This is a genomic window from Streptomyces sp. Je 1-79 (assembly GCF_025195125.1).
GTDB lineage: Bacteria > Actinomycetota > Actinomycetes > Streptomycetales > Streptomycetaceae > Streptomyces.
Genome location: NZ_JAMGSL010000001.1, coordinates 329,747 through 353,157, shown reverse-complemented (window position 1 = coordinate 353,157; position 23,411 = coordinate 329,747). Strand labels below are relative to the sequence as shown.

The 23,411-nt window shown below is 73.4% G+C and carries 18 protein-coding genes and 1 pseudogene; 7 read left to right on the top strand and 12 right to left on the bottom strand.

Features of this window, described 5'->3' with window-relative positions:
- Nucleotides 1-117 precede the first annotated feature (117 nt).
- From M5362_RS01385 to M5362_RS01355, 7 genes are all read right to left on the bottom strand, one after another.
- Nucleotides 118-771: a hypothetical protein gene (locus M5362_RS01385; RefSeq protein ID WP_260225354.1), complete on the bottom strand. Its 654-nt coding sequence runs from the start codon at nucleotides 769-771 to the stop codon at nucleotides 118-120.
- A 355-nt stretch (nucleotides 772-1,126) separates the two neighbouring features.
- Nucleotides 1,127-2,179 carry a polyprenyl synthetase family protein gene (locus M5362_RS01380; protein WP_260225685.1) on the bottom strand — a complete coding sequence of 351 codons (1,053 nt, stop codon included), beginning with the start codon at nucleotides 2,177-2,179 and terminating at the stop codon, nucleotides 1,127-1,129.
- 140 nt (nucleotides 2,180-2,319) lie between these two features.
- Nucleotides 2,320-3,471, bottom strand: coding sequence for a tetratricopeptide repeat protein (locus tag M5362_RS01375; protein WP_260225353.1), 1,152 nt, complete (start codon nucleotides 3,469-3,471; stop codon nucleotides 2,320-2,322).
- 195 nt (nucleotides 3,472-3,666) lie between these two features.
- Nucleotides 3,667-4,857, bottom strand: coding sequence for a hypothetical protein (locus M5362_RS01370; protein WP_260225352.1), 1,191 nt, complete (start codon nucleotides 4,855-4,857; stop codon nucleotides 3,667-3,669).
- Between the two features lie 103 nt (nucleotides 4,858-4,960).
- Nucleotides 4,961-6,574: a cation acetate symporter gene (locus M5362_RS01365; protein WP_260225351.1), complete on the bottom strand. Its 1,614-nt coding sequence runs from the start codon at nucleotides 6,572-6,574 to the stop codon at nucleotides 4,961-4,963.
- Nucleotides 6,574-6,852, bottom strand: coding sequence for a hypothetical protein (locus M5362_RS01360; protein ID WP_260225350.1), 279 nt, complete (start codon nucleotides 6,850-6,852; stop codon nucleotides 6,574-6,576). Before M5362_RS01360 ends, M5362_RS01365 begins: the two co-directional genes overlap by 1 nt.
- A gap of 169 nt (nucleotides 6,853-7,021) precedes the next feature.
- Nucleotides 7,022-8,275, bottom strand: coding sequence for a CdaR family transcriptional regulator (locus tag M5362_RS01355; RefSeq protein WP_260225349.1), 1,254 nt, complete (start codon nucleotides 8,273-8,275; stop codon nucleotides 7,022-7,024).
- 505 nt (nucleotides 8,276-8,780) lie between these two features.
- Between M5362_RS01355 and M5362_RS01350 the strand changes: the two genes are divergently transcribed.
- Nucleotides 8,781-9,551: a restriction endonuclease gene (locus M5362_RS01350; RefSeq protein WP_260225347.1), complete on the top strand. Its 771-nt coding sequence runs from the start codon at nucleotides 8,781-8,783 to the stop codon at nucleotides 9,549-9,551.
- A gap of 412 nt (nucleotides 9,552-9,963) precedes the next feature.
- Here the strand turns inward: M5362_RS01350 and M5362_RS01345 are convergent.
- Nucleotides 9,964-10,722 (bottom strand): annotated as a pseudogene (locus M5362_RS01345) (DUF817 domain-containing protein); the annotation flags it as partial.
- A 139-nt stretch (nucleotides 10,723-10,861) separates the two neighbouring features.
- Between M5362_RS01345 and M5362_RS01340 the strand changes: the two are divergent.
- The 4 genes from M5362_RS01340 (at nucleotide 10,862) to M5362_RS01325 (ending at nucleotide 17,289) form a co-directional block, all read left to right on the top strand.
- A complete protein-coding gene (locus M5362_RS01340; protein ID WP_260225345.1) occupies nucleotides 10,862-12,640 on the top strand; it encodes an RNA ligase family protein in 1,779 nt (592 codons plus the stop codon).
- A complete protein-coding gene (locus tag M5362_RS01335; RefSeq protein ID WP_260225344.1) occupies nucleotides 12,640-15,627 on the top strand; it encodes a poly(A) polymerase in 2,988 nt (995 codons plus the stop codon). Before M5362_RS01340 ends, M5362_RS01335 begins: the two co-directional genes overlap by 1 nt.
- 614 nt (nucleotides 15,628-16,241) lie before the next feature.
- Nucleotides 16,242-16,388 (top strand): hypothetical protein, encoded by a 147-nt coding sequence (locus M5362_RS01330; RefSeq protein ID WP_260225342.1) that lies wholly within the window; start codon nucleotides 16,242-16,244, stop codon nucleotides 16,386-16,388.
- A 139-nt stretch (nucleotides 16,389-16,527) separates the two neighbouring features.
- The gene (locus tag M5362_RS01325) at nucleotides 16,528-17,289 is read left to right on the top strand and encodes a DUF4239 domain-containing protein (protein ID WP_260225341.1); all 762 of its coding nucleotides are present in this window, start codon (nucleotides 16,528-16,530) and stop codon (nucleotides 17,287-17,289) included.
- On the opposite strand, the gene M5362_RS01320 is transcribed toward M5362_RS01325, so the two are convergent.
- Nucleotides 17,290-18,366 carry a dipeptidase gene (locus M5362_RS01320; RefSeq protein WP_260225340.1) on the bottom strand — a complete coding sequence of 359 codons (1,077 nt, stop codon included), beginning with the start codon at nucleotides 18,364-18,366 and terminating at the stop codon, nucleotides 17,290-17,292. It lies immediately after the preceding gene.
- Nucleotides 18,363-19,712 carry an amidohydrolase family protein gene (locus tag M5362_RS01315; protein WP_260225684.1) on the bottom strand — a complete coding sequence of 450 codons (1,350 nt, stop codon included), beginning with the start codon at nucleotides 19,710-19,712 and terminating at the stop codon, nucleotides 18,363-18,365. The genes M5362_RS01320 and M5362_RS01315 overlap by 4 nt, the downstream gene beginning before the upstream one ends.
- 113 nt (nucleotides 19,713-19,825) lie before the next feature.
- Here M5362_RS01315 and M5362_RS01310 point away from each other — a divergent pair, with 113 nt between their 5' ends.
- Nucleotides 19,826-20,620: an IclR family transcriptional regulator gene (locus M5362_RS01310; RefSeq protein ID WP_260225339.1), complete on the top strand. Its 795-nt coding sequence runs from the start codon at nucleotides 19,826-19,828 to the stop codon at nucleotides 20,618-20,620.
- A complete protein-coding gene (locus M5362_RS01305; protein ID WP_260225338.1) occupies nucleotides 20,617-21,567 on the top strand; it encodes an ornithine cyclodeaminase family protein in 951 nt (316 codons plus the stop codon). Before M5362_RS01310 ends, M5362_RS01305 begins: the two co-directional genes overlap by 4 nt.
- Before the next feature lie 98 nt (nucleotides 21,568-21,665).
- Here the strand turns inward: M5362_RS01305 and M5362_RS01300 are convergent, their stop codons facing one another.
- Both M5362_RS01300 and xdhC read right to left on the bottom strand, forming a co-directional pair.
- Nucleotides 21,666-22,397, bottom strand: coding sequence for an SOS response-associated peptidase (locus tag M5362_RS01300; protein ID WP_260225337.1), 732 nt, complete (start codon nucleotides 22,395-22,397; stop codon nucleotides 21,666-21,668).
- A gap of 204 nt (nucleotides 22,398-22,601) precedes the next feature.
- Nucleotides 22,602-23,411 carry a xanthine dehydrogenase accessory protein XdhC gene (xdhC, locus tag M5362_RS01295; protein WP_260225336.1) on the bottom strand — a complete coding sequence of 270 codons (810 nt, stop codon included), beginning with the start codon at nucleotides 23,409-23,411 and terminating at the stop codon, nucleotides 22,602-22,604.

Genomic DNA, 23,411 nt, shown 5'->3' with positions numbered 1-23,411 from the left:
TCGTTCCATCGGATGCAAGGCAGATGCCCTGTCTCCCCTCTACCATGCCGAAGGCCCGCGCCGCCCCCCGCGAGGCACGACGGGACGGTCCGCCGACGGCTCCGCCGCCGCCCGGGCTCAGCGCAGCAGCGCTCCCCGCAGGGTGATGCCGTGCCGTGTCCGCAGCCGTCGCAGCTCCCACATCGCCACGGCGGTGACCGACAGGGGCGCCCCCAGGACGAAGGCCAGCCGGACCACGGTGGGCACGCTCTCGTACGTGCCGCGGAACAGGTCGACGAGGGCGACCTCCCATACGAGGAGCGTCGCGAGTAGAGGCGGAACCGTCTCGTGGAGGTCCGCCGTCCGGAAGACGTGGACGAGTGACTGCGCGATGCCGTAGAGACCGAAGGGGCCGAGCCACAGCAGGAAGGCGCCCAGGGCGAACAGCAGCACCACCCGCCCCGCGGAGGCGGTCCAGTCCGTTTCCTCGGTCACGTAGCCGAGCGCCGTGACCAGCCGCGGCCCGGCGAGGGTGACGAAGAGCGCGAGCAGCGCCCCCGCCGGCTTGGCCGCACGGCGCAGGAACAGCCGCCGGTGGGGAGGGCGAGCCGCCGCGACGAAGGCAGCGACGGCGACGGGGAAGGTCACCGCAAGCACGATGAGGGTGGTACGGATCTGGGCGAAACGGTCGTCCACCACGGCGTCGGTGTCCGCTGCCAGCCCGTAGGAGAGCAGCATCCACGTGATGGCGACCAGGCCGACGACGGCCCGGGTGACCTGGAGGCGTTTCACCATCGGGTCGTGCACACGATCCGGCCGGGACGGCGTGAACACCGCGCGCCCCACGGCGATCGGGTTGAAGAGACGCCCGAAGGTCAGCCGAGGTGCCGGGACGTGTGGCGGTCCCACCGGCGGCGGTGCGGGTGGCCGACCCGGAGCCGGCGGCTGTCCTCCGTAAGGGCTTCGCGGTGCCTGGCTACCGCCCCCGCTTCCGCTCATGCCCGCGTCCTTCGTGTCGCCGTGGTCGGTCACGAGGAGGATAGACGGCCCGCGGGACGCCCGACAGCGCCTCCGTCGCACCGCACCGCCCTTCCGGACGAGACCCCGGAGGGCAACACACCCCGCGAGCGCACAGGGTGTCGACGTGTCACCAACTGCGGTCCAGCACATAGGTGAACAGCGCGTCCAGGTCCCCAGCGGCTCCGGGCGCGAGGGACGCCTCCCGCAGACTGCTGCGGGCGATGTCCAGATGCCGGCGCGCCTCGGCGCGGGTCGCGGCCCGCCCGCCCGCCTCCTCCACGAGCACAGCGGCCCGTGCCGCCGCCGTGCCGTGCAGTCGCCCGGAGGGCGCCAGGAGCCCCGCCAGCTCACGGGCGGCCGTTCCGTCCGCGGCCAGGGCGGCGAGGACGGGGTAGGTCTTCTTGCACTGCCGCAGGTCGCTGTGGACGGGCTTGCCGGTCACCGCCGGGTCGCCCCAGATGCCGAGCAGGTCGTCCACCGCCTGGAAGGCGACGCCCAGATGACGCCCGGCCCGGTCCAGCACCGCCGCGGTCCCCGCGGGAGCGCCTCCGAGCACCGCACCCAGGCCGATCGCACACCCCAGCAAGGCCCCCGTCTTCTCTTCCGCCATCAAGCGGTACTGCTCCAACGCCACCGCACCGGACCCGCTCCACGGGCGCTGCTCGAACCGCAGGTCGTCCGCCTGCCCGCGCACCAGCGCGTTGAGCGTCCCGCACAGGTGCCGGACCGCGGTCGCCGCCCAGGGACTCGACGCCTCCGCCAGCGTCTGCACGGCCAGAGCGAGGAGGGCGTCACCGGCCAGGACGGCCGGACCGGTCCCGTAGGCCCTCCACACCGCCGGGCGCTGCCGTCGCAGGACGTCCCCGTCCATGATGTCGTCGTGGAGCAGGGAGAAGGTGTGCACCAGCTCCGTGGCCACCGCTCCGGCGACCGCGGCACCGCCGTCCGCTCCCACGGCCTCGGCCCCCAGCACCGCGAGCGCCTGCCGCACCCCCTTGCCCTCGGAGCCGGCCGGATCCGGTGTCCCGGCCGCATCGCTCCAGCCCAGGGCGTACGCCGTCATCTCACCGATCCAGGGATGCAGCTGCCCCACCGCCTCCACCAACGCGGGCCTCACCAGCTCACGACTGCGCGCCAGGACGCCAGGCACCCTGTCGAGGCCCTCGGGCACGGTCGCCACGGCACAGGTCGCCGCGTCCCGTGGGCCGATGGGCGAGGACGCATTCGCCGTCACCGGGACCGGCACCGGCTCTGGCACCGGCACCGGCTCTGATGAGGTGGCCGTCGACGTGCGCGTGGACGTGGACGTCGGGGAGGAGCTCACCGCAGTCCCTCCACATCGGCGGCCCGCAGCGCCTCCACCCCGGCCTCGGCCAGCACCGGCTCCCCCGCCCCCGGCCCGTCCGGGGCCTCGCCCGGCAGCGGACCCACGCCCAGCTCGGCCGCCGCCTTCTCCACCATGTCGCGTGCGTGCCGCAGCCCTATGCGCTCCAGCGTCGAGCGCAGCTCCGTGAGTTCGGCGGCGCTCCGCGCGACGTCCAGCCCCAGCCGGGCACGTGCCTTGACCAGCCCCAGCCGCGACAGCGCCGTGCCCCGTGGCTCCTCCATCTCGCGGAACTCCTCAAGAGCCCGCACATACAGGTCACGGGCCTCCTCGTACCGGCCCGCCCGGTACAGCACGTTGCCACGCATCTTGTGGTTGTAGGCGAGCGCGCTGGACAGCCGCATCTCGACGCAGGCCTCCTCCGCCTGCGACAGCAGCGACAGGGCGCGCTCCACGTCCCCGTCCCGCGCGGACACCACGTCGGCGACGCCTCGCAGCGCCCATGCCCACCCGCGCCGGTCCTCGGCACGCAACGCCGTCTCCGCCGCCTCCTCGAAGAGCGCCAACGCCTCGTCGTAGGCGCCGGTGTTGCGGTGCATCTGCGCGATGCCCTCCAGCGCCCACACCGTGTGCCGGGCCTCACCCCGCCTGCGGGCCTCGGCCAACAGCTGCTCGTGCAGCCTGCCCACAGCCGCGTAGTCGCCCTGGATACGCCCCGTCTCGGCAAGTCCGGCCAGGGAGTAGCCCCGCGCGACCACGTCGCCGCCCCGCTCCCCCAGCTCGGCCGCCAGCCGCAGCAAGCGGTACGCCAGACGGAACGACCCCCGCTGCCGGGCCAGCGTGCCGCCACTCCACAGCGCCCACGCCATCGCTCCCTCGTGACCGGCCGAGCGCGCCGCGCGGTAACTCGCCTTCCACGCCCGGTCGGCCTCCTCGATCCGCCCCAGCCTCCGGCAGGCCTCCGCGACGGCGAGACCGCAGCGCGCCGCCTCCTGGCGGTCGCCGGCCCGCTCGGCCGCCCGCAGCTCCTCGACGCCCCGGGCGAGCACGTCGGCCAACGGAGCGTTCACCGACAGCGAGCCGAGAACCCCCTGGTACTCCGGGGCGGACGCCTTCGTCCGTCCCGCCTCACACACCTGACCCGCCATGGGAACCTCCTCCAGTCGAACTTGACGATCAAGACGTCGACGAAGGGCCGAGGTTCCCCACAGGCGGCAAAGTCCATCTCCGTACGGGCACCGAGTCATCCTGAAGTGCTACGCGGCTCGCCAGAGTTCCTCAGCAAGACCTACGAGAGCCTCCGGTCCGCTCCCGGCATCCGGGCAGGGCCCGGCGCACCGCTCTCAGTGGCCGCCCACCTCGACGCCAGGCTCGTAGTTGGTCAGTACGCACCCCTCGACGCTCGCCTTCTCCAGGCGGTAGCCGGCCGGGGCGGAGAAGCCGGGCTCGCAGTTCAGGTAGAGGAACTGAAGCTGGTACAGGCCGTTGCGGACACTCGGGTCGTTGGTCTCCACCGCGATGTTCTCGCCGACGAGCAGCCTGCTCGCGGTGGCCTTCAGGCGGTTGTCGTCCTTCAGGTCCTCCTGCTGGGCGGCCTTCGCCCGCGCCTGCAGAAGTTCCATGTCGCTCACCGTGTCGAGCCAGTTGAGGTCGTGCGCACGCTGCGCTCCACCGGGCTCGCCGCAGATCGCCCGCTCCTCGACGCCCCAGGTGCCGTGGTCGCCCGTGATCACCGGCTGGTAGTCGATCGACTCGACGGCGAGGGTGGCGGGGTCGGTGGAGTAGCCGGTGCAGTCGACGGTGTGCGGGTGCACCAGCCCCTTCAGCTCGGCCAGGCTCCCCGCGCGCGGCAGACCGAGACTTCCCGCAGTGGGCTGTCCCGGCTTCTCGGGCCGGCCTCCGGCGGCCGGGTCCTGCGGGGTCTCGAAGTTGGGGCTGCCCTCACCGTCGTCGCTCGCCACGAAGTCGCTCAGGACGCACCCCTCGACCAGGCCCTTCTCCCGCTTGTAGCCCTCGGGCACACGGGCCGTCGGATTGCAGGTCAGGACGCGCAGGTCCGAGCGGGACAGCTTGAGCGCGGTCTTGGTCTCCGTAGGCGTGACGGCGAAGTTCTTCCCCACGAGCACACGGCTGAACAGGCCGTAGTCGGAGTCGCCGGAGGCGATCTTCGCCAGCACGCGCTGCTTGTAGCCCTCCTGGAACGCCTTCATGTCGGAGAACATGTAGAAGATGATCTCGCCGTGCTCGACGCGGTCGCTGCACACCCCGCGCTCGGTCACCGACCACGTGCCGACGGCGGTGAACTCGGTGAGCGGCAGCCGGCTGTCCGTGGGGTCCGTGCTCATCCGCTCGCACGAGGCGGACCGCTGGACGTAGACCTGCGCCTTCTCGAGCGTGTCGGCGTCGGCGCCGCCGTCCGCGGTGGGGCCGGTGACGGCTGTCGTGGGGTCGGCGTCGGCGTCCTCGCAGGCGGTGATCAGGGAGAGAGAGGCGAGGGCGGCGGCGGTCGCGGCGATGGTCCGCTTGAGATGCATGGTTCGCTTTCGTCGAGGCGGTGTGACGCCTGGTCAGTGGCGTGGACATGCTAGGCAGAGCTGATCTCTGCGAGCCAACCCGGGTCCGCCCTCGACGGACTCCCTACGGGCGGGTCAGGGCTTCGCCCGCGTGCGTCTCCCGGCGCCGTCGCCCTGCGCCGCTGCTGCCCAGCCGGCCCAGGAGGAAGGCGACCGGTATCGACACCAGGACGACCGTCTGGAGCGGGAACCAGTCGACGTGCCAGTCGGGGAAGAGCGCCAGAGGATTGCCGGAGAAGACCGGACCGGACGCCTGGAGTCCGACGGCGCAGCCCAGGCCTCCGTACAAGGTCCAGAGCAGGCCCCTGCGGGTGTAGCCCTTCCAGAAGAGGGAGTACACCAGCGCCGGAAGCAGCGAGGAGGCGGCCACGGCCAGGGAGAGAGCCGTCAGGAACTGGACGTTCCACCCCTGGACCCAGACCGCCAGGACGATGCTCAGTACGCCGACGCCCGCGGACGCCAGTCGGGCGGCGGCCACTTCCCGGCCCTCGGTGGTGCGTCCACGGCGCAGTACGTGGGTGTACAGGTCGTGGGCGATCGTCCCCGCTGCCGCCAGCGTGACGCTCGCGACGACGGCCAGCGTGGTGAGGAAGACGCCGGAGGCGACCAGGACGACGAGCAGCGCACCGCCGGTGCCGGCGTCCGGACCCCCCGCCAGTTCGTCGGCGAGCATCACCAGCGCACTGTTTCCCCCCGGATCGGCGGCCAGGATGGCCGGTGCGCCGATCAACGCGGAGGCGGCGAAGCCCATGAGAGCCGTGGTGAAGCAGAACGCGCCGACGATCGTGAGGGTGTGACGCACGGTACGGCGGGCGGTGGCGGCGTCGGGAGCCGTGCCGAGTTGGAGAGCGACGTGGGGCAGGCAGGCCACGCCGAGGACGATGGTGACCACGAGGCCGATGAAGTCCAGTGTGCCCGCGGGCTCGGCGCTGCCGCCGAAGCGGAGGCCGGGGCGCAGGTATTCGGCGGGACGACCGCTTCCCTGTCCGGCCGCGGAGATCAGGGAGTCGGTGCTCCAGTGGAAGCGGTGCAGCAGCACGACGGTCACGCCCAGGGCCAGGCAGAGCAGCACCACCGTCTTGATCACCTGGATCACGACCGTACCGCGCATGCCGCCGAACGCCGTGGTGCAGACGACGAGAGCACCGATCATGACGACGGCCGTCTTCTCGATGCCCGGACCGGAGAGCCCCAGCAGCGCCGCGGTGGTCACCCCCGCGCCGGAGAGCTGCACGACCAGGTAGGGGACGCAGACGCAGAGGGTGACGACGGCGACCGCGATCCTCGCCGCGCGCCCCGGGGTCCGCAGGCCGAACGTGTCGCCCAGGGTGTAGCCGGCGCGCTCGCGCAGGGGGACGGCGAGCAGCAGCAGGACGCCGAGCGAGAGCACGGTGCAGAGGGCGATGAACAGGCCGTCGTACCCGTACACGGCGACGCTCCCCGTGGTGCCGAGCACCGTGGCCGAGGAGAGGTAGACACCGGAGAGGACGAGGGCGCCTCGGAGGGGCCGCAGTGTGCGGCCCGCCGTGTAGAAGTCGTCGATGCGGTCCCTCGGGGGGCCGCTGAGGACGCAGAGGAACAGGACAGGGACGATGAACGCCACGAAGCAGCCGAGGATCAGTGCCTGGGTCTCCGTGTCCATGGTGCCGGGCGCGGCGAACGGGATCTCCGGTCTCATCAGCGCTCCCCGTGCGCGGTGTGGCGCCCGTCCGTACGGGACTCGTCGGCGCGGCGGTCGTAGCGCGCCGCCGTCCAGACCAGCAGCACGCCCTGGAGGAGAAGCGCCGGCACACCGAGGCCGGTTTCGCCCCACCGAGGGACGGCCATGACGTCGGGTGCCGAGCAGAGGAGCAGCACGTGTACGGCGAAGACCACTGCGTTGACCACGGCGAAGGACAGGCCCGGACGGGGAGGCCGGGAGGGGTGAGGGGTGCGAGGGGCGTGCGGGTACGTCATGACGGTCTCTCCTGGCGGGCCTGGGTGCGGGTGGGTCGCCTCCGAACGGGGCTCACCAGAGCACCCGGCCCCACGGCGCGTCCATGCGCTCGGCCCGCGCCGGTGCCCGCTCCCAACGCCCGACAGGTGCGACTGTGCCGGGGCCCAGGGGTGTGCGGGCGCAGGCGGGTCAGACGGTCGGGCGCCGTCGCCGTCCGTCGTCGGCGGGTCCCGCCGCCGCGGCCGGTCCGAGGAGCCGGTGGGCGTCCAGAGCGAGGGTGAGGTGCACCAGGTCGCGCGGACGGGACAGCGTGAGGCCGGTGAGCTGCTCGACACGGCGCAGGCGGTTCAGCACGGTGTTGCGATGGCAGAACATCTGCCGAGACGCCTGGACGGAGGAACCACCGCATTCGATCCAGACGCCGATGGTGTCGAACAGCAGGTCGCGGTCGGCGGGTTCCAGGTCGTAGAGGGGCCGCAGCACCTGGCGGACGAGCTCGTTGGACAGGTCGGGCCGCGAGACCAGGAGTCCGTCGGGCAGGCGTGCGTCGAGCCGGGCGACCTCCCCGTCGCCCCGGCAGGTACGAAGAGCGAGTCCGGCCATGTCGCGCGCCCGGGCCAGGCTCTCCAGGCCGGGGACCACCGGGCTGATCCCGATGCGGAGCGCCGGGCCCGCGACGAGGCCGGAGGCGAAGGCGTCCAGCGGACGGTCGCCCAGGTGGGCGACGAATACGGCCCGTTGCCCCCAGGAATGCCGTAGGACGCGGATGTCCCGCAGCTCGGGAGCGGCCTGGGGCACGCGGCCGTACGGCGGTGTCGCCTCCGCGACGGCCACCGCGTACCGGCCGACGAGCGGCAGGTCGAGGATGTCGGCCGCGCTCCGGACGAACTCGGTTTCGTGACGCGTCTCCAGCAGGGCGGCGAGGGTCAGGCGGACGCGTTCGGTGTGCCGCCCGGCCACCCCTTCGACGACCTGCCGGTAGGCGTCGGCGACCAGGACGGCGTCGCGGTCGTTGCTCTTCCACACCAGTTCGGCGACGTGGACCAGCCGGCGCATGTCGCCCAGGCCCTCGCGTTCCACCACCCCGATCATCCCGCTCCAGACCTCGGATCCGGCGACGCGGAAGGCGTGCAGGACCTCGTCGAGGGGGCGGCCCTGTTCCGCGCGCCGCATGCCCAGCTCTCTGGTGTACCGCTCGACGTCCACGATCCTGCTCGGATCCAGCCCGGTCTCAAGACCGTGGCGGATGCCGGTCGCCACGGTCTCGCGCACGTCGGGCGGTGCGAGTACCGGGTCGGCGTAGTACGGCACCTCCGCGCGGATCGTCTCCAGGACGGAGTCCGTGAAGACCGTGCCGTACCCGAGCAGCCGCCGGCATGCGCGGTCGAAGAGTTCGACGGAGGACGGGTCGATGGCGCTACCGGGGGCGAAACTACGGTGCATGGCGGACGCTCCTGGTGGACGGGGGTGCGAGAGCACCACGCGAGGTGCCGGCGCGCGGTGCCGACGGAGCTGAACGGAGCGCGGGGAGTCCTACACCGGGCCGGTCGCCATAGACGAAGGGCGGCAGCGTCCTCTCCGGCGAGCACCATGCTAAGCGGTCGGTCAGGGAGTGGTGGGGCCTCAGCCGGATCGTGATGTTTCCGTAGGCGCCGCCGGCCCGCGGTGGCGGGACTCCGGCAGCACGGCACGGAAGGCGGCCCGGCCGTGCGAGGGGTCGGCGCGCGCGCTCGCGGCGCACCGCCCGAGGGGCCGGCAGCGCTCGCTCGCGGCGCACTCCGCCATGTTTCGACAGCGCGTTCAGGGATACGTGGCGTTCCGTCAGGAACTTCGACTTCCCGGAGGGGACAGCCGCGGTTCCGACCCGCAGACCGATACCGCCGCGCCCCCGAACCCTTCCGGTTCGGGGCCGCGGCGTGCGTGCACCGTCGACGAGTGAGGGAGGCCGATGAAGGCGACCGGGGAAGACAGGGGTGCGGCGGCCCGGCGTGGACCTGCGGCCATCGGGCGCGATCTGCTGCTGGCGGTGGGACTCATAGGGATATGCGCCGGCGGCCTGGCCCTCTTCCTCAAGACGGCCGAAGTGGCGGGGAGCCGCGGATCGGGGGTGCCGGTCGCCGTCCTCGCGGCGCTCGCCGCCCTCGGCGTGCTCGCCGTCGGGCTGGCGGTGGCCAGGAGGCGTACGGTGCCGGTCCGCAACCGCGCGAGGATGCGCCCCGCCGCGCCGGTCGACCCGGACCTGCCCGACGTGGGGACCGAGGCCCTGGACCACGAGGCGGTCGACGCCGACGGCTTCGAGCACACGGTCGCCGCGCTCTGCGCGCGGGACGGCTGCACCCCCGTGGAAGTGGTCGGAGGAGCCGGTGACCTGGGCGCCGACGTGGTCACGGTGACCGCGGACGGCCGACGCGTCGTACTCCAGTGCAAGCACTACGCGGAGGACAACCGCGTCGGCTCCCAGGACCTCCAGAGGTTCGGCGGCACCTGCTTCACCGTCCACGAGGCGGATGTGGCCGTCGTCGTGACCACCAGCTCCTTCACCGCGCCCGCGGTCGAGTACGCCGCCACGTGCGGGATCATCTGTGTGGACGGTGAAGCACTGGCCGCGTGGACGGACCAGATCGCGCCGCCCCCTTGGGACGCGCTCTCCGCGGATCCGCCGGCTCCGGGGCTTCAGTCCACCGGTTCGTCCACGGCGGAGTCCTCATGCCCCTCCTGAGGGGCGTCGCCCTCGGCACGGTCCCGACGTCCGGTGCCCGCCACGTCGGTACCGGGCAACCCGGTGTCGGGCCAGTCCGGTACGGGTGCCGCCAGGGGGTCCTCTCCCTGCGCCGCCTGCTGGTCCTGTGGGTCGCGGGGAAGCGGCTCCCCCGTCCTGTCGGGATCGTCCGGAGTGCTCATACTGCTCACCTTCCTCTGGCGGCGGTCTTCGGTGGTGGAGAGGGAGGGCGCGCTGTCCTCGGCGGCACGCGGCGCTCAGGGTCACCGGCCCCGTCCCCTCGGCTGCTCACCGGTGTGCTGTCCGGCAAACCTCCCTCCACGGCGATCCGCTCCGGGCCGGGCCATGGGCGCAGCCGGACGGACCGGCCCCCTCGTCGGGGTGCCGCCCGGTAGCGCTGATCCGGGGTGCCCCGGGTACGGGCGACCAGGACGAAGGTGACGCTGATCAGGAGAGCCCAGGCGCCGAACTTGGTGAGGGGTACGGGTTGCCAGCCGTCGAGCTGGTGGGGGTAGCTCCAGGCGCCGACGTAGGTGGCCGCGTTCTCCGCGACCCAGAGGAAGAACCCGATCAGCGTGAAGGCCAGGGCCAGCGGCATCCGGAGGCGGGAGTGGCCCACCGTGAAGTGCACCCAGGTGCCGGCCGTCGCGGCGAGCAGCAGCAGGGCCAGCGGCAGCCGTGCGTCCGGCAGCCGGTGGTGGGTGAAGAAGTTGACGTACACCGCGGCCGCGAGGGCGGCCATCAGCCGCGGCCGGTACCCGGACAGCGACAGGTCCATGATCTTCCACGCCCGGCAGCAGTAACTGCCCACGGCGCTGTAGAGGAACCCGCCGTAGAGCGGTACTCCCGCGACCTTGGAGAGGGCGTCCTCCGGGTAGCTCCACGAGCCCATGCGCACTTTGACGAGTTCGAAGAGCAGGCCCACGAGGTGGCATCCCAGGATCACGGCGGTGTCGCGGGGGCCGTCCCAGCCGACCTTGCGGGCCAGGATCGTCAAGGCCACGCCGTAGAGCAGGAGCAGGTCGTAGCGCGCGACCGGCAGGTCGCCGGGGAGCAGCCGCGAGGCGCCGATGCCGCCGACGAGGGCGACGGCGAAGGCGACGGCCCGCACCTGGTCGAGCCCGAAGCGCCAGAACTGGGCGCACCCGTGGGCGATCTGCTGGAAGGTCATGCCCGAGCAGACTGCCAGCGGGCGACCCTTGGTTCCGGCGGGCCGCGTGAGGGCGGACCGCGTGAGGGTGGGCCGCCCCCACCGACGTGTCCGTTAACCGGTGGATCGACCGTCCTGGACGTACATAGAGTTTCCGACCATGCGTACGCACTATCCCCGGACCCCACATCTTCCCTGGTCCCCCGGCGCGACCTCGGACGACGTACGGGCCGAGGGGCTCGCCGGGCTCGCCGGCCGCGAGGTCGTGGTCACAGAGAAGCTGGACGGCGAGAACACCACGCTCTACCGGGACGGCCTGCACGCGCGCTCCCTCGACTCCGGTCACCATCCCTCCCGGGCCTGGGTGAAGGGGCTTCAGGGGCGCATCGGCGCGGGCATTCCCGAGGGCTGGCGGGTGTGCGGCGAGAACGTGTACGCCCGCCATTCGCTCGCCTACACCGAACTGGAGAGCTGGTTCTACGGGTTCTCGGTCTGGGACGACTCCGATCGCTGCCTGGACTGGGACGCCACCGTCGACTTCCTGCGCGTCCTGGGCATACCGGCGCCGCGGGTGCTGTGGCGCGGTGTCTTCGACGAACGGGCGTTGCGCCGACTGCGGCTGGATCCCTCACGGCAGGAGGGCTTCGTGGTGCGGACCGTCGCCGGATTCGCCCGGGACGAGTTCGGCCGGCGGCTGGCCAAGTGGGTGCGGGCCGGACACGTGAGCACCGACACGCACTGGATGTACGCCGCCGTGGTCGAGAACGGGCTCGGGCCGACGGCGCCTCTGTGGGCGGTCCGGTCGGGAGCCGCGCCTGACACGGCCGGGCTGCTGGACGCGTTGGGGCTCGGGCCGGCGCACGGTGCGGATCGGCTGTCCGCGACGGGTGGGCCTGCCGCGGAGGAGTCCGTACGAGAGGTCACCGGGCGCCTGGATGTGCTGGGGCGGACCGGGGACGCACGCTTGGCCGGGGTGCTGGCGGCGCTGCTGCACGACCGGCACCGCGGCTCCCTCGGGCCCCTGGTGGCGGGCCGGCTGGGGGTGCCGCTGGCTCGGCGTGTGGCCGACCTCGTCGGCCTGCACCCGCGGCTCCGCTCCCCCTTCCCGGACGCGGAGCGCCGGGCCGGACTCCTGCGGATGGCGGCCGCTGCCGACCTCGGGATCCTTCACGCGGTGGCCGCCTCCGTGCCGGGAGGCCGGAGCCCTGAGGGCCGGGAGCAGGTGGAGTGGTCCGCGCTGTACGCGGAGGACGCCGGGCTGCTGGGTGCGGCACCGCTGGAGCCGCTGCGGGCCGGAGTGCGGGAGGCGCTGACCGGCGCGGGGGTGACGGCGGAGGCCGCCGACCGCTGCTGGGCGCAGGCCCGGGAGGCGTACGCGGAGGGCCGGATCGCCACGGTGGAGGAGGCCGTCGCCGCGACGTGGCGTTGGCGGTCCGGGGAGTTCCCCCGACTGGTGCAGCTGGTCGGGCCCTCCGGCAGCGGCAAGAGCACCCTGGCGCGGACGTTTCCGGACGCGGTGTGCGTGTCGCTGGACGACCTGAGGACCGAGCGTGGCGATCGCTCGGACCAGTCCGCCAACGCGGAGGTGGTCCGGCGCGGGCTGGAGCGGCTGGACGCGGCGCTGGCGCACGGCGGCACGGTGGTGTGGGACGCCACCTCGCTGACCGAGCGGCAGCGTGATCCGGTCCTGGCGGTCGCGCGACGACGGAACGCCCTGGTCACGCAGGTGGTAGCGCTGGTGGCGGAGGACGAGTTGGTACGGCGCAACGCCTGCCGACCGCATCCGGTGCCGGCGGAGGTACTGGACCGGCAGCTGCGGCGGTACAGCCCGCCGTACCCCGGGCGGGCGCATCGGATCTGGTACGCCAGTCCGGACGGTGGGATCGAGGACCGGGCCGGAGGCCTGGACCAGCGGGAGCTGTGGGGTGTGAGGGACTGATGCGTACCAGTGAGGCCATCTACCACCAGGTCCGCTGGGACCCGCGGTTCGATCCCGCCCGGTTCCTGCTGGGGGTGGCCCAGCGTGGGCGGGATCCCAAGCGGATGCCTCTGACCTCTTTCGTCCCGGGGGGCGATGTCCCCTGGCACCGGGTGCTGTTCGTGGAGGCGGACGGCGAGTTGGTGTGGGACCGGGCGAGCGGGCTGGACCGGGTCGAGGAGTCCGGGGCCGGGCGCGTGCGTACGCCTCGCCGGTTGAGGGCGCCGTTCTTCGCCGCGCGCACGCCGCATGCCTGGGACGGCACGCGGTGGAGCCCGGTCCCGTCGGACGTACCGGCGACGGCGGGCGCCGTCGCGCGGGGGTCGGGCGGGACGGGCTCCGGGGTGCGGTTGCTGACCTGGAACACCCTGTGGGACCGGTACGACCCGGGGCTGATCGACACCGCGCGGCGCCGGCCCCGGCTGCTGGAGGCGCTCGCCGACGCCGACGCCGACGTGATCGCGCTGCAGGAGGTCGAACCGGCCCTGCTGAAGATGGTGCTGGCCGCCGACTGGGTGCGCTCCGGGTACACGCTGGGCGCGGAGCCCCGCGGTCGGGACGTGGACGACTTCGGTCTTCTGCTGCTCAGCCGGCTGCCGGTACGGGAGGCGGGCGTGCACGCGTTCGCTCCGCACAAGGCGGTGACGGCGATCGCGGTGGAGGCCGAAGGTGTCCCGCTGGTGGTGGCGTGCACGCATCTGTCGAGCGACCACTCGGACCGCGCGGCGGACCGGCGGGAGGCCGAACTGGCCCGGCTGGCCAAGGGTCTGGCCGACGTCGACGGCGACGTGGTGCTGCTCGGCGACTTCAACGACGGGCGCGACGGCCCGGAGGGCCCGGCCGCCGCACTGGGGCTCCGGGACGCCTGGACCGAGGCGCGCGGTGCGGGCGACCGGACGCCGACGTTCGCCCCGGGGATCAACCCGCTGGCCGCGGTCTCCTCGCGGACCGGCCGGGCCGCGCGGCTGGACCGCGTGCTGCTGCGCGGGGGCGGCCAGGTGACGGGCGTGGGGTTGCTCGGCGATGTCCCGCATTCCGACGGGCTGTTCGTCTCCGACCACTTCGGGGTCCGCGCCGACCTGGACCTCGTTCCGCCGGCCGCCACGGCCGAGGTGGTGGACGTGGCGCCGACCTCCCGTACGGCGCTGGCCTGGCTGCCCCCCGAGGAGATGTGGCCCGAGATCCAGCGGCTGCGGCGGGCGCACGACCCCCGGTTCGACCGGTGGCCGCCCCATGTGAACCTGCTGTTCGGCTTCGTACCGGAGGCGGAGTTCGAGCGGGCCGCGGCTCTGGTGGCCGAGGTCGCCGCCGGGACGGCGCCCTTCGCGGTCCGGTGGGCGGGGGTGCACGACTTCGGGCACCGCGAGGACGTCACGGTCTGGCTGGACCCCACCGGGGGCGGCGAGCAGCCATGGCAGGGGCTGCACACGGCGCTGGCCGCGCGGTTCCCGCGCTGCCGGGGCCGAGCCGCTGGCTTCACCCCGCATCTCAGCCTGGGCCGCACCGCCGAACCGGCAGCGGTGGCCGCCGAGTGCGCCGCGGCCCTGGCCGGGCTGCCGGCGGGCGCGGTCGGCGAGTTGGTGCTGCTGTCCCGGCGGGGCCCGGAGCCGATGCGGGTCCGCGCCACGATCACCCTGGGCTCGGGCACGATCCGCTGGCGCCAAGACCCGGCCGCACAAGGCCGGGAGCCGGGCGGGCCGGGCCGGGAGCCGGGCACGACGGCTGGTGGGAAGGGCACTTCGGCTGGTGGGCCGCGCCCCGAGACGGACGCTCCGCGCCAAGAGGCTGGCGGTGGACCGGACTTCGCGGCGGCGGTCGCCGAGCGGGTGGCGGCCGCGCTGGACGACGGGGTGGTGGAGGTGGCCGGATCCCGCCGGATGGGCTGTGCGCTGCCCGGCGCCGACCTGGACCTCGTCGCCGCCCTGCCCGGAGAGGTGGACGCGGCCGCGGTCGGAGCCCGCCTGGCCGCGGCCCTGCCGGAGGCGACCGGACTGCGACATGTGGTCGGCGCCAGGGTGCCGGGGCTGCGGTTCACCGTGAGCGGTCTGGCCGTGGACCTGGTCCTGGTCGGCACGGGCGGTCTGGACCCGGCCGAGGCGGTGGTCCGCCGGGCGGAGCTGGGCGAGTCGGCGGCGGTCGCGCTGAGCGCGGTCGGCGACGCGGAGGCGGTCCGTGCGGCGGTGGCCGGACGAACCGAGGCGTTCGAGGAGCTGGCCCGGCGGGTCAAGGCCTGGGCCCGCGCCCGGGGTCTGGACTCCGCACCGCACGGCGGTCTGCCCGGCCTGGCATGGACGGTACTGGCCGCCCGCGTGGCGGCCTGCTCCCCCGCCCCGGACGCCGGACCGGAGGCCCTGTTCCGCGAGTTCCTCGCGACCTGGGCCGCCTGGAACTGGCAGCACCCGATCGGGCTGACGCCGGGTGAAGGGGCGTCAGGCACCGGCCCCCTCCGCGGCGCGCAGGACGTCGGCTCGTCGGGCCCCGTCGTGGTCCTGACGCCCTCCGCTCCCGTACGCAGCTGCACCCCTCAGGTGTCCGCCGGGTTCCGGGAGCTGCTGGTCCAGGAGCTGTACCAGGCGTGGGAGCACGCGGAGGCCGGCGTCCCCGCCGGTACGCCGGCCCTTCCACCGCTGCACCGGCGGCATGCCGCGTGGGCGCTGGTGACCGTAAGGGGCCGGCGCGGCACGGTGGAGTTCGAGGAGGTGCTGGGACGCGTACGGGGCCGTATCCGGGCTCTGTTGAGCGCTCTGGAGTCGTCCGCCGGTCCCGACGTCCACGCCTGGCCTCACCCGTACGACAGCGGGCCCGAGGCGCTCCGCTTCGCGATCGGCCTGGGCCGCACCCCGCCGCCCGCCACCGCCGTCGAGGCCCTGGCGCGCACCTGGACCCGCGACCTGCCCGGCGTGGACCTCACGTACGCCGCCGGAGGCGAGGTGCCCACGCCGCTCTGATCGTGGACTGTGGGTTCACCCCGATGCCAGGCGGCGCGTCCGGTGTCCGTGACCGGCCACGCCCATGATCGTTACCCGCAGTGGTGGCGTCCGAAGGCGGCCCCCTTACGCCCGGAACGCGTGTACGACGTCAGGTCGTCACGGGGGAGGAATGACGAGTGGGTGGCTGGATCAGTGTCGGTCTCGGTGCTGCGGCGGCCCTGTGCCCGCTGCCGCACCACGGCGACGTGGCCGTGGTCATGGACCACTCCCCGGCTCGCGATCGCCTGGTGGTGTGTGCCCCGGACGTATGGGTCGACATGGGCTACGGCGACGGGGCGCCCGAGGCCCCGCGGCCCACCTGCACACCGCCGTCCCCCCAGCCGCCCACGCCGCGGCCGTCTCCACCGCCTCCGTCCCCGTCGGTCTCCGAACCGGAGCCGTCGAGGCCGCCCGGACCCGCGCTCTCCCCACCACCGGAAGCCGCCCCGGCGCCCTTCACACCGGCACCCCCCGCTCCCGCCCCGGAGCCGGCACCACCGGCACCACCGGCGCCCCCGGCGCCCCCGGTGCCGAGCACCACCCCGCCCCCGGCCGCGTCGCACCCGGCGAAAGCGCCTGAAGCCTTCCGGTGGGTGCCGCGCTCGCACTACACCGGCGGTCCGTCCCGTCCGGCGCCGGCCAAGCTCTCGATGACCATGTCCACGGTCGTGGTCACCCTGCCGGCCGTTCTGGCCGCGGCCGCCCTGCGGCCGGGCTCCCGTCGCCGCGGCCGTGGCTGACCGTCGCCGCGGCCGTGGCTGACCGTCGCCGCGGCCGTGGCTGACCGTCGCCGTCTCTAAAGGCCGGCGGGTCAGTGACAGGCCCACCGCGTCCGCCCGTATCCCGTTCACGTCGCTTCGCTCGTCCTGGAGTTGTGCAATGCCGGAATGGCTCGTCTACACCCTGGCCTCGGTCCTGGTCTGCGTCCTCGTCGTCACCGCGACCGTCGTGCGGCACCGCCGCGTGGCGGTCGACGAGGACACCTCGAAGACCCCGGACGTGCTGGAGTACATGGTCATGATGGTCGGCGTCGTGTACGCCATCGTGCTCGGTCTGGCGATCGCCGGTGTGTGGGAGGCCCGTACCGCGGCCGAGGACACCGTCCAGCGCGAGGCGCAGGCCCTGTACGAGATCGATCAGCGCCTGGACGTCTACCCGGCCGCCTTCCGGACGCAGATCAAGGAGCACATCGACGCCTACGCCCGGCACGCCGTCACCGCCGAATGGCCCGCTCTCAAGGACGGCGCGCCCGTCGACGGCACCGGCGCCGAGCTGCTGGGCCGCATCCGGAGCGACATCGCTCACCGCACCCCGGCCGACGAGCTCCAGGCCCAGGCCTACCAGCCGCTCCTGGACCAGGTGGCGGCCGCGGACGACGCCCGTCACCAGCGCCTGGACACCTCCGGCACCACACTGCCCGCCGCACTCTGGTTCGGCCTCGTCGCCGGTGCCCTGGTCACCCTCGGCCTGCTCTACACCCTGCAGATCCGCCGCTCCGCGCGCGAACTGCTGCTGGCCACCACCTTCAGCGCCCTGGTGGTCTTCCTGCTCTTCCTCGTCTGGAGCTTCGACGCGCCCCTCGGCCACTCCGGAACGGACTCCGCCCAGCCCCTGAGCGACCTGCTCACCACCGCGGTCTGATCACGGTGTCTCCGGCGCCCACACCCTGTCCGCGTAGTCCAGGAAGTTCCTCCCCATGATCTTCTCGATGCGCTCCGAACGGTATCCGCGCGCCTCCAGGAGGCGGATGAGGTCACGGAACTGGTCGACCCCGCGCAGGTCGAGCACGAAGGGCAGGGTGTCGCTGCGCTCTCCGGCCGCGCCGACACCGGCCGCGCTGCGCAGGGCCACGTGTTCCGCGAGGTGCGTCCGGTACGTGTCGAAGTCGTCGACGGACGTGACGGTTCCGTCGGTGCCGATGCCGACGTGGTCCTCGCCGCACACGTTCACCGCGTGAGCGATGTGCTCGACGACGTCCGCGGCGCTCGCGTGCCCGGAGACGTTGAGGAAGGGCATGAAGTAGATGCCCACGAACCCGCCGCGGGACGCCACCAGGCGGAGTTCCTCGTCGGTCTTGTTGCGGGGCAGGTCGGCCAGGGCGCGGCAGCCGGTGTGGTTGATCGAGACGGGGGCGCGTGAGGTCTTCGCCGCCTCCAGACAGGTCCGCTCGCCGCTGTGGGAGAGGTCGACCATGAGGTGGTGGTCGTTGAGCGCGGCGACGACGCTGCGGCCGAAGTCGGTCAGCCCCCGGTTCTCGGCGGCCATGGAGCCGTCGCCGATGTGGTTGGCCTGGTTGTAGGTGAGCTGGACGACCCGGACCCCCCGGTCGGCGAAGGTGGCGATCCGTCCGGTGTCCTCGCCGACGGCGACGGCGTTCTGGAAGCCGTAGATGATGCCGATCCGGCCTTGCTCCCTGGCCCGGCGGAGGTCGGCGACGCTGCGGATCGTGGTCAGGTCGGCCGCGTTGTCCCGGATGATCGCGTCCCACACGTCGAGTTCGTGCAGCGTGTGTTCGTAGGGAGGCAGGTCACCGAGGGTGTAGCCCAGGGTGATGTTGACGGCGGTGAGGCCGGAGGCGTGGGCGTCGGCCAGGGTCCTCGCGTCGATGGTGAGTTGCTCGCTCGACTGGTTGAGTTCGGCGGCCGCGTCGGCCGACCGGGGCGCGTTGGGGTTGTCCAGCTGCCCGAGCGCGTTGATGATCATGGGGGTGGTGGTCATCGGGACTCCTCGACGCGGCGGGGCTGTGCGGTGCGGCCGTTTCCGGGGGCGAACGCGTCGCGCTCGAAGCGACGGCCGCGCTTGACGGTGAGGGTGAGGGTGCGCAGATGGTCGATGTTCCGGAGCGGATCCTCCTCCAGGACGACGAAGTTGGCGAGCTTGCCCGCCTCCACGGTGCCCATCAGGTCCTCGGCGCCGGCACTGCGTGCGCCGATCAGGGTGGCTGAGCGCAGGACGTGCTCGGGAGGGATCCCGCAGCGGTGGACGAGAAAGGCCAGCTCCTCGTACAGGGCGGGGAAGGGGTCCTCGGGGTCGGTCTCGTAGTCCGTGCCGGTGCAGATGTCGACGCCTGCCCGATGGGCCTGGGCGGTGAGCGTCGCGGCGAGTTCGGTGTTGGCGGCCGCGCGGGCGGCGTCCTGCGGGCCGTTGCCGGCCAGCGCGTCGCTCGCCCACATCGCGGCGGTCGCGTCGAGGACGGTTCCGTGCCGGCGCATCAGGGCGAAGAGCTCCTCGATGCCGGGGTCGTCACCGGCCGCGAACCTCGCGTGGTCGAACGGCGGTTTGTCCTTGTAGCTCGCCAACCGGCCTTCGGCGCCGTCGAAAGCGAGCAGCGTGACGTGGGAGACGGTGTCCACGCCCGCCCGGACGACCTGCCGGGGTGAGGCGGGGAAGACGGTGGCGTGGGCCCAGACGGGGATGCCCTGGCGGTGCGCTTCGGCGGTGATCGCGGCGACGGCGGTGTGGTCGAGGTCGGCGTAGACCTTGACGGCGGCGGCGTGGGTTCCGCGCGCCACGGCCACGGCGAGGCGGAGGTCCGTCTCGTCCGTGACGGCCTGCATCCACGGCACGGTGCCCGGAACCTCCCCCTGGGACACCTGATGGGTACGCGGGTCGTCGAAGAACCCCGGCCCGGCCATCAGCGCGGCGTACCGGATGTCGGGGCCGGGGATCTCGCCGACGAGCGAGGCGCGCGCGAGGTCCCCCACCTGCCGCAGGTCGTCGGCCATGTCGCGGATCGCGGTGACGCCGCTGTACACGAGCCGGCGCAGCACGGCCTCCGCGGCCGGACGGTCGGGAGGGGTGGCGATGTGCTGGTGGGTGTCGATCAGGCCGGGGATGACGAAGCGGCCCTCCAGATCGAAGACCGGGGCGTCGGCCGGGAGTCGTGCGGCGATCTCGGCGTCGTCCCCGACGGCGTGGATCGTGGCGCCGTCGACGACGATCGTCGTCGAGGCCGTGGACGGACGTCCGGTGCCGTCGAAGAGGGTCGCGTTCCGGTAGACCGCGACCGCACCCTTCCGCGCGGGAGCGTAGGGAGTCGGTGCGCCCGGGGCCTCGTTGATCATCTCCACCTCGCGTACTCGAACAGGGTTGTTACGCTGTACGTAACAGATGTATCGCTTGTCGCAACGTGCGCTACCGTACGCTCGCACCCCCGACGCCACAAGGAGTGGTCGGATTGCCCGAAGCTCCCCGCACGGCCGTGGACAAGGCCCTCGACCTGGTCGAGGCCGTGGCCCGCGCGTCGCAGCCGCCACGCCTCACCGATCTGGCCGAGGAGGTCGGCCTGCACCGCGCGACCGCCTATCGCGTCCTTGTCGACCTGGTCCGGCGCGGCTGGGTGCTGCGCACCGGCGACCGGTACCTGCCGGGCACCGCCGTTCTGCGGCTCTCGTCGGCCGCGTCCCGGAACTCGCTCGGGGCGCTGGCGCGACCGGTCCTCACGGATCTGTCCGACCGCACCGGCATGATGGTCAATCTGCAGGTGCCGGAGACAGACCGGTCCCGTGTGATCGACGTCGTACGCCCCGAACGTCTCGCCATGGTCAGCCGGTTGATGGGCGAGTCCCTGCCCGTCCACCGCTTCGCGGGCCCGCTCGCCCTGGTCGCGGCGCTCGCCCCGGCCGAGCGGGCCCCCTACCTGCGCGTGGCGGAGGAGGCCGGATGCCGGCTGACGGGACCCGAGGGGCTGCTGGCCGACATCGAACGCACCGAGCGGTCCGGATTCGCGGTGGAGTACGGGCGGAACGAGCAGCCCGTCGCCTCCCTCAGCCGTGCCGTCGTCTCACGTCCGGGCTCGCCCGTCTGCGCTCTGACCCTCGTCGGCCTCCGCCCGGAGCTCGACGAAACCCGGCTCCCCCCGCTCCAGCAGTCCCTGCGCGAGGCGGCCGACGAGCTCGCACGCGTCCTCTTCACGCGGGAAGAACCGGCCGCCGAGCCGCCTCTCTCCGCTTCCTCGGACGGTCCGGCGTGAGCGGGATCCTCTTCCTTGACGGCACCCGCACCCGTGCCGCGCTCGACCCGCACCGCGTCATCGACGCCGCGTCCAGGGCCCTCATCGCCGTCAGCCGGTCCGAGGCCTCCGCGCCGCCCCGGATCGCCGCACGCGCGCCGGGTGGCCTGCTCGGCGCGATGCCCGGATACGTTCCGGGGCTGGGGCTCGCGGCCAAGCTGGTCTCCGTGTTCGCCGATCCGGCGGAGCCCGGACGCAGCAGCCACCGCGGGTTGGTCGCCCTCTTCGACGACACGGACGGCCGCCCCCTGGCGCTGATGGACGCCGAGCCCCTGACCGAGGTGCGCACGGCCGCCACCGCCACGCTCGCCGCCCGCGCGCTGGCCCGCCCCCGTCCGACGCGCATCGCCGTCATCGGGACCGGCGCCCAGGCGCGCGCCCAGGTCGGCCTCCTCGCCGCGCTCGACCCCACGACCCCCGTCGTCGTCGCCGGCCGTGATCCGCGCCGCGCCCGTGAGACCGCCGCGCCCCACCCGGCCGCGCGGGTCGCGACCGGAATCGAGGAGGCGGTCCGCGGAGCCGACAGGGTCTTCTGCTGCACCGGAGCCGTCCAGCCCGTGATCCGCCGCGCCTGGATCGCCGCAGGTACGCACGTCAGCTCCGTGGGAGGCTCCCACGGTCCGGAAGTGGACGCCGACACCGTCCGTGACGCGGCCCTGTTCGCCGAGTGGGCCGGCGCCGCCACGACCCGACCCCCGTCGGGCGCCCATGAGTTCCAGGACCTCCCCTCCGGGCAGTCCGTCACGCTCCTCGGCTCCGTCCTCGGCGGCGACCACCCGGGCCGACGGGACGCGGACGAGATCACCCTGTTCAAGTCCACGGGCCACGCCGCCCTGGACGTCGCCGCCGCGCACGTCGCCTACTCCGAGGCCACCGCCCGCGGATGGGGCATGCGCGTCGAGATGTAGGCCGTGCGCGTACGGGACGGGAGGGGAGGGGACGGCCACGACATCGTCCGTCCACGAGCGGCCCCGTGCGGGCCGGCGGCCCCGCCCCGCCTTCGGCGCTACGGGGTGATGGGGTCGACGAGGTGGGGGTCGTCGTTGCGGACGCTGTTGACCGCGGTGGACACGGCCGTCACGGTGAGGCGGCCGTCCGCGGGGGTGTGGAGGAGGGCGCGGAGGTCCGCGGTGTCCTGGTGGGCGGGGTCGAGCCACGCCTCGTAGTCGTCCGGGTCGAGCGCGAGGGGCATCCGGGGGTGGACCCGCCCCGCCGCGTCGGTGGCTTCGGTCGTGATGACGGTGGCTGTGGTGAGCCAGCCCGCCGGGTCGCTCTCGTCGGTGACAGCGGGGTCGCGCCAGAACTCGTACAGCCCCGCCATCGCCATCACGGACCCGGTCTCGGGCCGGATGAAGTACGGCTGCTTGTAGGCCTTGGCCGATCCCGTGGCGGGTACGGCGACCCACTCGTAGAAGCCGTCCGCGGGCAGCAGGCACCGGCGTCTGGCGAGGGCTCGCCGGTAGGCGGGCTTCTCGTGGACCGTCTCCACCCTCGCGTTGATCATCCGCGATCCCACCGCCGGGTCCTTCGCCCAGGACGGCACAAGGCCCCAGCGCACCGGGCGCAGCTGCCGCTCCACGGCGCCGGTGTCCCGGGCCGCGCGCTCCAGGACCGCCCACACCTCGTCGGTGGGTGCCACGTTCCAGGAGGGTTCCAGTACATGGTCGGGGTTGAGGTGGGCGCCGAAGAGACCCGCGAGGTCCTCGGGCGCTCGGGAGGAGGCGTACCGGCCGCACATGCCCCCAGTCTCCCACCGCTCCCCCGTTCCGCCGGGACGAGCACGCCGAGACGGGGAGTCGTACCGGCGCCGGCGGCACTGGGAACGGGCGTGGTGGTGCTGGTTCGTGTCAGCCGCTTCGGGCGCGGATGCCGGCGGGAAAGGGCGCCCCGCGTGCGTGCGTTCACACGAGGGCGGGGCGCCCGGTCCGGAGCGACGGGTGTGTCAGTACCCCTCGGTTTCGAACATGCGCAGCAGATCGGCGGCGACGCTCACGGCGATGGTCGCCGGTTCCTTGCCGGTGATGTCGGCCAGCCCGATCGGGGTCTTGATCCGGTCGATCGTGGCCTCGGGATGACCGCCCTCGGTGGCGAGGCGTTGACGGAACCGCGCCCATTTGGCCGCCGACCCGATCAGGCCGATGGATCCGAGATGGGGTGTGCGCAGGGCGGCGTCGCACAGCGCGGCGTCCTCGGCGTGGTCGTGGGTCATGACCAGGATGTGGGTGCCGGGCGGCAACTCCTCCAGTACCTCCTCGGGCAGCAGCGGTGTGTGGTGGACGTGGACCTGCGCCATCGCGTCCGCCAGCACGTCGAGCCGCTCCTTGGTGAGGAGGTCGGAACGGGTGTCGATCAGATGGAGGTCGAGGTCCTGACGTGCCAGGATGCGCGCCAGTTCCATCCCGACGTGTCCGACGCCGAAGATCGCCACCGCCCGTACGACCGGCAGCGGTTCGAGCAGCACCGAGACCGTGCCCCCGCAGCACTGCACACCATGCCGGTTGGTCACCTTGTCGTTCAGTGCGAAATCGATCAGCTCCGGCTCCGGCTTGCCGGCGACGATCATCTCCCGGGCCCGGTCGATCGCCACGGCCTCCACGTTGCCACCGCCGATCGACCCCCACGCCTCGGTCTGGCCCACGACGAGTTTCGCACCGGCGTCACGCGGGGCGTGGCCCCGCACGGTCGCGACGGTCACCAGCACGCCGGCCTCCCGGCGCGCCCGCAACCGCGCGACCGCGGTGACCCACGTCAT

Excerpts from the sequence above, each read along its gene's own strand:
- M5362_RS01315 (WP_260225684.1), bottom strand. The coding sequence starts at position 19,712 with ATGATCAACGAGGCCCCGGGCGCACCGACTCCCTACGCTCCCGCGCGG.
- M5362_RS01365 (WP_260225351.1), bottom strand. The coding sequence starts at position 6,574 with ATGAGACCGGAGATCCCGTTCGCCGCGCCCGGCACCATGGACACGGAG.
- M5362_RS01360 (WP_260225350.1), bottom strand. The coding sequence starts at position 6,852 with ATGACGTACCCGCACGCCCCTCGCACCCCTCACCCCTCCCGGCCTCCC.
- M5362_RS01350 (WP_260225347.1), top strand. The coding sequence starts at position 8,781 with ATGAAGGCGACCGGGGAAGACAGGGGTGCGGCGGCCCGGCGTGGACCT.
- M5362_RS01320 (WP_260225340.1), bottom strand. The coding sequence starts at position 18,366 with ATGACCACCACCCCCATGATCATCAACGCGCTCGGGCAGCTGGACAAC.
- M5362_RS01325 (WP_260225341.1), top strand. The coding sequence starts at position 16,528 with ATGCCGGAATGGCTCGTCTACACCCTGGCCTCGGTCCTGGTCTGCGTC.
- M5362_RS01370 (WP_260225352.1), bottom strand. The coding sequence starts at position 4,857 with ATGCATCTCAAGCGGACCATCGCCGCGACCGCCGCCGCCCTCGCCTCT.
- M5362_RS01340 (WP_260225345.1), top strand. The coding sequence starts at position 10,862 with ATGCGTACGCACTATCCCCGGACCCCACATCTTCCCTGGTCCCCCGGC.
- xdhC (WP_260225336.1), bottom strand. The coding sequence starts at position 23,411 with ATGACGTGGGTCACCGCGGTCGCGCGGTTGCGGGCGCGCCGGGAGGCC.
- M5362_RS01300 (WP_260225337.1), bottom strand. The coding sequence starts at position 22,397 with ATGTGCGGCCGGTACGCCTCCTCCCGAGCGCCCGAGGACCTCGCGGGT.
- M5362_RS01375 (WP_260225353.1), bottom strand. The coding sequence starts at position 3,471 with ATGGCGGGTCAGGTGTGTGAGGCGGGACGGACGAAGGCGTCCGCCCCG.
- M5362_RS01335 (WP_260225344.1), top strand. The coding sequence starts at position 12,640 with ATGCGTACCAGTGAGGCCATCTACCACCAGGTCCGCTGGGACCCGCGG.
- M5362_RS01355 (WP_260225349.1), bottom strand. The coding sequence starts at position 8,275 with ATGCACCGTAGTTTCGCCCCCGGTAGCGCCATCGACCCGTCCTCCGTC.